The following is a 7,459-nucleotide window of genomic DNA, read 5'->3' on the forward strand; positions in this document are numbered from 1 at the left end:
AACGTAGGAGCGGGTTTACCCGCGAAGCGCCGCGCGGGCGGCGCTCGATCTCCTAGGCGCCGCAGATGTTTCGGCGAACACCTGCGGCGCTCGATCTCACAGACGCCGCAATTCTCAAGGCGAACACCAATTCTTACATCCTGCAACGCTCTATCCCACAGCCCCCGCGCCATCCTCTGCCATACTCCGCCGTACACAGTTTGAAATAGTCGCCCGATTGAATCGGCACGGCAGGCACCTTATATACCCCGCAGTAAGCGACAACTCATCCGTCAGGAGAACGTAACAACCATGATGCGCATTCTGTTGTTTGTAGCCACCAACCTTGCGGTGGTGCTGGTTGCAAGCATTACCCTGAGCCTGTTCGGTTTCAACGGGTTCATGGCCGCCAACGGGGTCGACCTGAACCTCAGCAGCCTGCTGGTGTTCTGCGCCGTGTTCGGCTTTGCCGGCTCCCTGGTCTCGCTGTTCATCTCCAAGTGGATGGCGAAGATGAGCACCGGCACCCAGATCATCAGCCAGCCCCGCACCCGCCACGAACAGTGGCTGCTGCAAACGGTCGAAGAGCTGTCTCGTGAAGCGGGCATCAAAATGCCCGAGGTGGGTATCTTCCCGGCTTACGAGGCCAACGCCTTCGCCACCGGCTGGAACCGCAACGACGCGCTGGTCGCAGTGTCGCAGGGCCTGCTGGAGCGTTTCTCGCCCGATGAGGTGCGTGCGGTACTGGCCCACGAAATTGGCCACGTGGCCAACGGCGACATGGTCACCCTGGCGCTGGTGCAGGGCGTGGTGAACACCTTCGTGATGTTCTTCGCCCGCATCATCGGCAACTTCGTCGACAAGGTGATCTTCAAGAATGAAGAAGGCCAGGGCATTGCCTACTACGTGGCGACCATCGTGGCCGAGCTGATCCTGGGTATCCTGGCCAGCATGATCGTGATGTGGTTCTCGCGCCGCCGCGAATACCGTGCCGACGAGGCCGGTGCGCAGCTGGCCGGCACCTCGGCGATGATCGGCGCGCTGCAGCGCCTGCGCGTGGAACAAGGCCTGCCGGTGCACATGCCCGATACCATGAAGGCCTTCGGCATCAATGGCGGCCTGAAGCACGGCCTGGCGGGCCTGCTGATGAGCCACCCGCCGCTGGAAGACCGCATCGAGGCCCTGCGCCGCCGCGGTTGATCCACCTGGCAAATAGAAAGGGCGACTTCGGTCGCCCTTTTTTTGTGTCTGCCTGTACCGGCCTCTTCGCGGGTAAACCCGCTCCCACAGGGATCCCACAATATTCAGGCCTGTGGTATTCCTGTGGGAGCGGGTTTACCCGCGAAAGGGCCAGCACAGGCTACACATCTGTCAGCGGCTAACCCGGTAAACCCGCTCCAGCAAGCTTGAAGCCCCGGCCTGCAAAAACTTCGGACTCTCCCCAATCACCTGCACAACCTCCAACTCATCCACCCGCCACCCGGCAAACCCCTGCCGCAGCTCTTCATCCCCCACCGAAAACGGCGGCCCGGCCAGCAGCGCCTGGTCATAGTCCAGCGTCACCACCAACCCACGGCAACCCGCCGGCAACAACGCCGACAGCGCCTGCATATACGCCGCCCGCATCTGCACCGGCAAGGCAATTACCGCCGCCCGGTCATACAACCCCACGCAATCACCGACATCCTCCGCCCGCAAGGCAAAGAAATCACCACACCACAGCTCCACATCACCACTGCGCCACACCTCGAACGCGCCCTGCTGCCGCACTTCGGCTTCAAGCCCATGCTCACGGAAGAAACCCTCCACCGCCCGCCGCGACAGCTCCACACCCAACACCCGGTAGCCCTGCCCTGCGAGCCAGGCCAGGTCCAGGCTCTTGCCGCACAGTGGCACCAGCACGCGGCTGCCCGGTGCCAGCTGCAACGTTGGCCAATACTGCTGCAGATACGGGTTCACCTGCGCCTGGTGAAAGCCGATCTGGTTATCGGCCCACCGCTTTTGCCAGAACGCTGGCTCCATGATCACTCCCGATTTTTAGATGGTTTGTCGGCAAAACTTGGTTTGGATTTCGATCTGTAGTTGATCGAAGATGTTTGCATCTTAACCTTCAGGACCCCCGCCATGCTGCCCAGCCTGTTCATTTCCCACGGTTCCCCCATGCTTGCCCTGCAACCCGGCGCCAGCGGGCCGGCACTGGCCGGGTTGGCCAACGCCCTGCCCCGGCCGAAGGCGATCGTAGTGGTGTCGGCGCACTGGGAAAGCCGCGAGCTGCTGGTGACCGGCAGCGCACAGCCAGAGACCTGGCATGACTTCTACGGCTTCCCGCCGGCCTTGTACGCGGTGCAGTACCCGGCACCGGGTAACCCTACGCTGGCCGGCCAGGTCAGTGAGTTGTTGCAGGCTGCAGGGCTACCTGCACGGCTGGATGCACAGCGGCCGTTCGACCACGGCGCCTGGGTGCCGCTGTCGCTGATGTACCCGGATGCGAGCATTCCGTTGGTGCAGGTCTCGCTGCCCAGCCACATGGGGCCGGCGCTGCAGGTGAAGGTAGGCCAGGCGCTGGCCGGGTTGCGTGGCGAGGGTGTGCTGCTGATAGGGTCGGGCAGCATTACCCATAACCTGGGCGAACTGGACTGGCATGCCGGGCCGGAGGTGATCGAGCCTTGGGCGCTGGCGTTCAGGGATTGGGTGGTGGAAAAGCTGCAGGCGGGTGACCGGGAGGCGTTGCTGGGTTATCGGCAGCAGGCGCCGTTTGCGGTGCGTAACCACCCCAGTGATGAGCATTTGTTGCCGTTGTTTTTTGCCCTTGGGGCTGGGGGCAAATTCGGGGTGGTGCACCAAGGGTTCACCTTGGGGGCGTTGGGGATGGACATTTATCGGTTCGGCTGAGGGGCCTCTTCGCGGGTAAACCCGCTCCCACAGGTACAGCACAGGCCTTGAAACCTGTGGGGTACTCTGTGGGAGCGGGTTTACCCGCGAAGAGGCCCTGACAGGCAAAAAAAATCCCCAGCCAAGGCCGGGGATTTTTTATTACGCCAGGATCAATCCTCGCGGTAGCGACGCAGCTTCAGCTGCTTGCCAGCCACGCGGGTGTCCTTGAGCTTGGACAGCAGCTTCTCGAGGCCGTCTTCCGGCAGCTCGACCAGGCTGAAGCTGTCGCGCACCTGGATGCGGCCGATGGCGTCACGCGCCAGGCCACCCTCGTTGAGGATCGCGCCCAGCAGGTTCTTGGCGGCGATGCCGTCACGGGCACCCAGGGCAGTACGGCAGCGCACGCGGCCTTCGGCCAGTGGCAGCGGCGCACGGCGCTCGCGGTCACCACGGTCTGGGCGCTCGCCACGCTCACCACGTTCGGTACGCTCGCCACGCGGGGCACCAACGCCCGGCACCAGCGGCTGCTCACGCTCTACCGCAGCCAGGTCCAGCGCCTGGCCATTGGTGGCCTTGCGCAGCAGGGCCGAAGCCAGGGCACGGGCGCTGCAGCCCAGGTCGTTGGTCAGGCGGTCGAACAGTTCGCCATGGGTGGCTTCTGCTTCGGCTACCAGCGGCGCCAGGCTGCTGGTCAGCTTCTTGATGCGGGCATCCAGCACGGCCTGGGCATTCGGCAGGCGCGCTTCGGCAACCTTCTGCCCGGTAACACGCTCGATCACCTGCAGCATGCGGCGCTCACGTGGGGTGACCAGCAGCAGTGCACGGCCATCGCGACCGGCACGGCCGGTACGGCCGATACGGTGCACGTAGGACTCCGGGTCGTACGGCATGTCAACGTTGAACACGTGAGTGATGCGCGGTACGTCCAGGCCACGGGCAGCGACGTCGGTAGCGACGACGATGTCCAGGCGGCCATCTTTCAGCGAGTCGATCACGCGCTCACGCTGGTTCTGAGCGATGTCGCCGTTCAGCGCGGCAGCCTTGTAGCCCTTGGCTTCCAGCGCGGCGGCCAGGTCCAGGGTGGCTTGCTTGGTACGCACGAAGGCGATCAGCGCGTCGAACTCTTCCACTTCCAGCAAACGCAGCACAGCCGGGATCTTCTGGTCGGCGTGGACCATCAGGTGGGCCTGCTCGATCGCGGTAACGGTCTGGGTCTTGCTCTGGATCTTGACGTGCTTCGGTTCACGCAGGTGGCGCTCGGCGATCGAACGGATCGACGACGGCAGGGTAGCGGAGAACAGTACGGTCTGACGGGTAGCCGGGATTGCGTCGAAGATCACTTCGAGGTCATCCATGAAGCCCAGCTTGAGCATTTCGTCCGCTTCGTCCAGTACCAGGTACTGTACGGTCGACAGGACTTTTTCGTCACGACGCAGGTGGTCGCACAGGCGGCCCGGGGTAGCGACGACGATTTGCGCACCGTTGCGGATGGCGCGCAGCTGTGGGCCCATCGGGGCACCACCGTACACGGCAACCACGTTTACGCCTGGCATCTGCTTGGCGTAGGTTTCGAAAGCGGTAGCAACTTGCAGCGCCAACTCACGGGTTGGCGCCAGGATCAGGGCTTGCGGTTCGCGCTTGCTCACATCGATCTTGTTGAGGATCGGCAGGGCGAAGGCAGCGGTCTTGCCGGTGCCAGTCTGCGCCTGGCCGATCATGTCGTGACCGGCGAGGATGATCGGGATCGATTGTTGCTGAATGGCGGACGGCTCTTCGTAGCCGGTCGCCAGAACGGCAGCAACAATATTCGGATTAAGATCGAGAGCGGCGAAGCCGCCGGTTTCCTGGGTCATGGGTCTGCCTCTAAGTGCATCCGCAAAGACCCATGCTGCAAAGCTGCACATGCCTTGAAAGACCGGAAGGTCACCCAGGCAGCTTTGTCGGCGGGGATTTGCGAAAACGATTGAAAAAGAAAACTTTGGGAAGGTCCGCCTAGCGGACGTGCAGCCGAAGCTGGACTCGGAGGATTTGCACCACCTGATTTTGAGGTCCGCTAAAAGACCGGCGCGTACTATACCCGAAATAGTGCAGGGACGTGAGGAATATTTTCAGGGTACCGGGCCAGTATCGGGCCATCAGCGATGAGGGGCTGAATCGATTCCTTTCTGCCATACCGCGTCGCCTTCTTCGCGGGTAAACCCGCTCCCACAGGTTCGGCGCTGCCCTCCAGGCTGGCGCTATCCCTGTGGGAGCGGGTTTACCCGCGAAGAAGGCGACGCGGTCTTCAGGTAGCCGGCCGAATCTCGCGGATCAACCCTTCCAGGCTGTACCCCAACCGCGGCGCCAGCGCCTCAGCCCGAGCCCGCAAGCCTTCCATGTCCAGGTTCTGCTCCAGCTCCGCCGGCACCAGCAGAATCACATTGCCCTCCTTCACCGGCAACTCCCAGTAATGCCGATGATACAGCCCGCGCAACAAGGCCGCGCCCAGCGGCTTGCCGTCATCAGTGGCCCACTGGTTGATCACCAGCCAGCCACCCGGGTTCAGCTGCTGCTGGCAGCTCTCCAGGAAGTTCCACGCCAGGTGCCCTACCCCCGGCCCGTGGTCGGTATACAGGTCAACGAACAACAGGTCGGCCTTTTCTGCCGTGGGCAACAGCTCCAGCGCATCGCCGATGCGCACATACAACCGCGGGTCGTCGTCCAGGCCCATGTACTCCATGGCCAGGCGCGGCACGTCCGGGCGCAGTTCGATGGCTTCGATATCGTCCAGCGGCAGGTACTTCATGCAGGCCTGGGTCAGCGTGCCGGCGCCAAGGCCCAAAAACAGCGCGCTTTCCGGCTGCTCATGGCACAAGGCGCCCACCAGCATGGCCCGGGTGTAGTCGTACTCCAGCCAGCTGGGGTCGGCGGTGAACACGCAGCTTTGCTCGATGGCATCGCCGAACTCCAGAAAGCGGTAGTCGTCTACTTCGTACACGCTGATGACGCCAAAGGCATCCTCCACCCGTGCCAGTAGCCGCTCTTGCCGTTCCGCCGTCATGCTCACACCCACCCGCACAAAAACGCGCATTGTCCGCCAACGCCCCTGATGCAACAAGCGCGGCGCCAACTGTTACCATGGCCTATAGCCGATAACCTACAAGACCGAGCCCGACATGAACCAACCGTGGAGCCCCGACAGCTGGCGCGCTTTGCCGATCCAGCAGCAACCGACCTACCCCGATGCCGCGCACCTGCTGAAGGTCGAGCAGACCCTGGCCAGCTACCCGCCGCTGGTGTTCGCGGGCGAGGCACGCGAGCTGCGCCGGCAGTTTGCCGAGGTGACCGAAGGCCGCGCGTTCCTGTTGCAGGGTGGCGATTGCGCCGAGAGCTTCGCCGAATTCTCGGCCGCAAAAATCCGCGACACCTTCAAGGTGCTGCTGCAAATGGCCATTGTCATGACCTTTGCCGCCGGCTGCCCGGTGGTCAAGGTCGGGCGCATGGCCGGGCAGTTCGCCAAGCCACGCTCGGCGGGCGATGAAACCATCGGCGACATCACCCTGCCGGCCTACCGGGGTGACATCGTTAATGGCATCGGCTTCGACGCGAAAAGCCGCATCCCCGACCCGGACCGCCTGCTGCAGGCCTACCACCAGGCCACCGCCAGCCTCAACCTGCTGCGTGCCTTCGCCCAGGGCGGCTTTGCCGACCTGCACCAGGTGCACAAGTGGAACCTGGATTTCATCGCCAACTCGGCGCTGGCCGACAAGTACCACCAGTTGGCCAACCGCATCGATGAGACCCTGGCGTTCATGCGTGCCTGCGGCCTGGACAGCGCGCCACAGCTGCGCGAAACCAGTTTTTTCACCGCCCACGAAGCGTTGCTGCTGAACTATGAAGAAGCCTTTGTGCGCCAGGACAGCCTGACCGGCGACTACTACGACTGCTCGGCGCACATGCTGTGGATCGGCGACCGCACGCGCCAGCTGGACGGCGCCCATGTCGAGTTCCTGCGTGGGGTGCATAACCCGATCGGGGTCAAGGTTGGCCCGAGCATGAACCCTGAAGAGCTGATCCGCCTGATCGACACCCTCAACCCGGCCAACGACCCGGGGCGCCTGAACCTGATCGTGCGTATGGGTGCGAGCAAGGTGGGTGACCACCTGCCGGGGCTGATCCGCACGGTCGAGCGCGAAGGGCGCAAGGTGTTGTGGAGTTCCGACCCGATGCACGGCAACACCATCAAGGCCAGCAGCGGTTACAAGACCCGTGACTTTGCGCAGATCCTGGACGAGGTGAAGCAGTTCTTCCAGGTGCACCAGGCCGAGGGCAGCCATGCGGGTGGCATTCATATCGAGATGACCGGGCAGAACGTTACCGAATGCATCGGTGGCGCGCGGCCGATTACCGAGGATGCGTTGTCGGACCGGTATCACACCCATTGCGACCCGCGAATGAATGCCGACCAGTCGCTGGAGTTGGCGTTCTTGATTGCCGAGACGCTCAAACAAGTAAGGCGCTAACCGCTTTTCGCTTTTGATCTTGCTTCTAAGCGCGCGGTAGCTCAGGCGCCGCAGATTGCGACTTCAGGAGGCCGAGCGAAGGGCATGCGGAGGGAGGTGACGGG

General features: G+C 63.3%; 5 protein-coding genes and 1 pseudogene. 3 read left to right on the forward strand and 3 right to left on the reverse strand.

From position 1 onward, the window contains the following. Positions 1-291 precede the first annotated feature (291 nt). A complete protein-coding gene (gene htpX / locus IAE39_RS28505) occupies positions 292-1,179 on the forward strand; it encodes a protease HtpX (RefSeq protein ID WP_012271122.1) in 888 nt (295 codons plus the stop codon). A gap of 171 nt (positions 1,180-1,350) precedes the next feature. On the opposite strand, the gene IAE39_RS28510 is transcribed toward htpX, so the two are convergent. Then, positions 1,351-2,001: a thiopurine S-methyltransferase gene (locus IAE39_RS28510; protein WP_201207805.1), complete on the reverse strand. Its 651-nt coding sequence runs from the start codon at positions 1,999-2,001 to the stop codon at positions 1,351-1,353. Between the two features lie 102 nt (positions 2,002-2,103). On the opposite strand from IAE39_RS28510, the gene IAE39_RS28515 reads away from it, so the two are divergent. Beyond that, positions 2,104-2,871, forward strand: a complete 768-nt coding sequence (locus IAE39_RS28515; RefSeq protein WP_201207806.1) for a DODA-type extradiol aromatic ring-opening family dioxygenase — start codon at positions 2,104-2,106, stop codon at positions 2,869-2,871. 152 nt (positions 2,872-3,023) lie between these two features. On the opposite strand, the pseudogene IAE39_RS28520 reads toward IAE39_RS28515, so the two are convergent. Then, positions 3,024-4,740 (reverse strand): annotated as a pseudogene (locus IAE39_RS28520) (DEAD/DEAH box helicase). A 397-nt stretch (positions 4,741-5,137) separates the two neighbouring features. Further along, positions 5,138-5,893, reverse strand: a complete 756-nt coding sequence (locus IAE39_RS28525) for a spermidine synthase (RefSeq protein ID WP_201207808.1) — start codon at positions 5,891-5,893, stop codon at positions 5,138-5,140. A 115-nt stretch (positions 5,894-6,008) separates the two neighbouring features. Here IAE39_RS28525 and IAE39_RS28530 point away from each other — a divergent pair, with 115 nt between their 5' ends. Beyond that, positions 6,009-7,355 (forward strand): class II 3-deoxy-7-phosphoheptulonate synthase, encoded by a 1,347-nt coding sequence (locus IAE39_RS28530; RefSeq protein WP_201207809.1) that lies wholly within the window; start codon positions 6,009-6,011, stop codon positions 7,353-7,355. Positions 7,356-7,459: the final 104 nt, after the last annotated feature.

Origin of the sequence: Pseudomonas sp. S37, assembly GCF_016658545.1 — a bacterium.
Lineage (GTDB): Bacteria > Pseudomonadota > Gammaproteobacteria > Pseudomonadales > Pseudomonadaceae > Aquipseudomonas.

Bases quoted from the DNA above. Each gene is read 5' to 3' on its own strand.
- htpX (WP_012271122.1), top strand. From the start codon at position 292: ATGATGCGCATTCTGTTGTTTGTAGCCACCAACCTTGCGGTGGTGCTG.
- IAE39_RS28530 (WP_201207809.1), top strand. From the start codon at position 6,009: ATGAACCAACCGTGGAGCCCCGACAGCTGGCGCGCTTTGCCGATCCAG.
- IAE39_RS28510 (WP_201207805.1), bottom strand. From the start codon at position 2,001: ATGGAGCCAGCGTTCTGGCAAAAGCGGTGGGCCGATAACCAGATCGGC.
- IAE39_RS28525 (WP_201207808.1), bottom strand. From the start codon at position 5,893: ATGACGGCGGAACGGCAAGAGCGGCTACTGGCACGGGTGGAGGATGCC.
- IAE39_RS28515 (WP_201207806.1), top strand. From the start codon at position 2,104: ATGCTGCCCAGCCTGTTCATTTCCCACGGTTCCCCCATGCTTGCCCTG.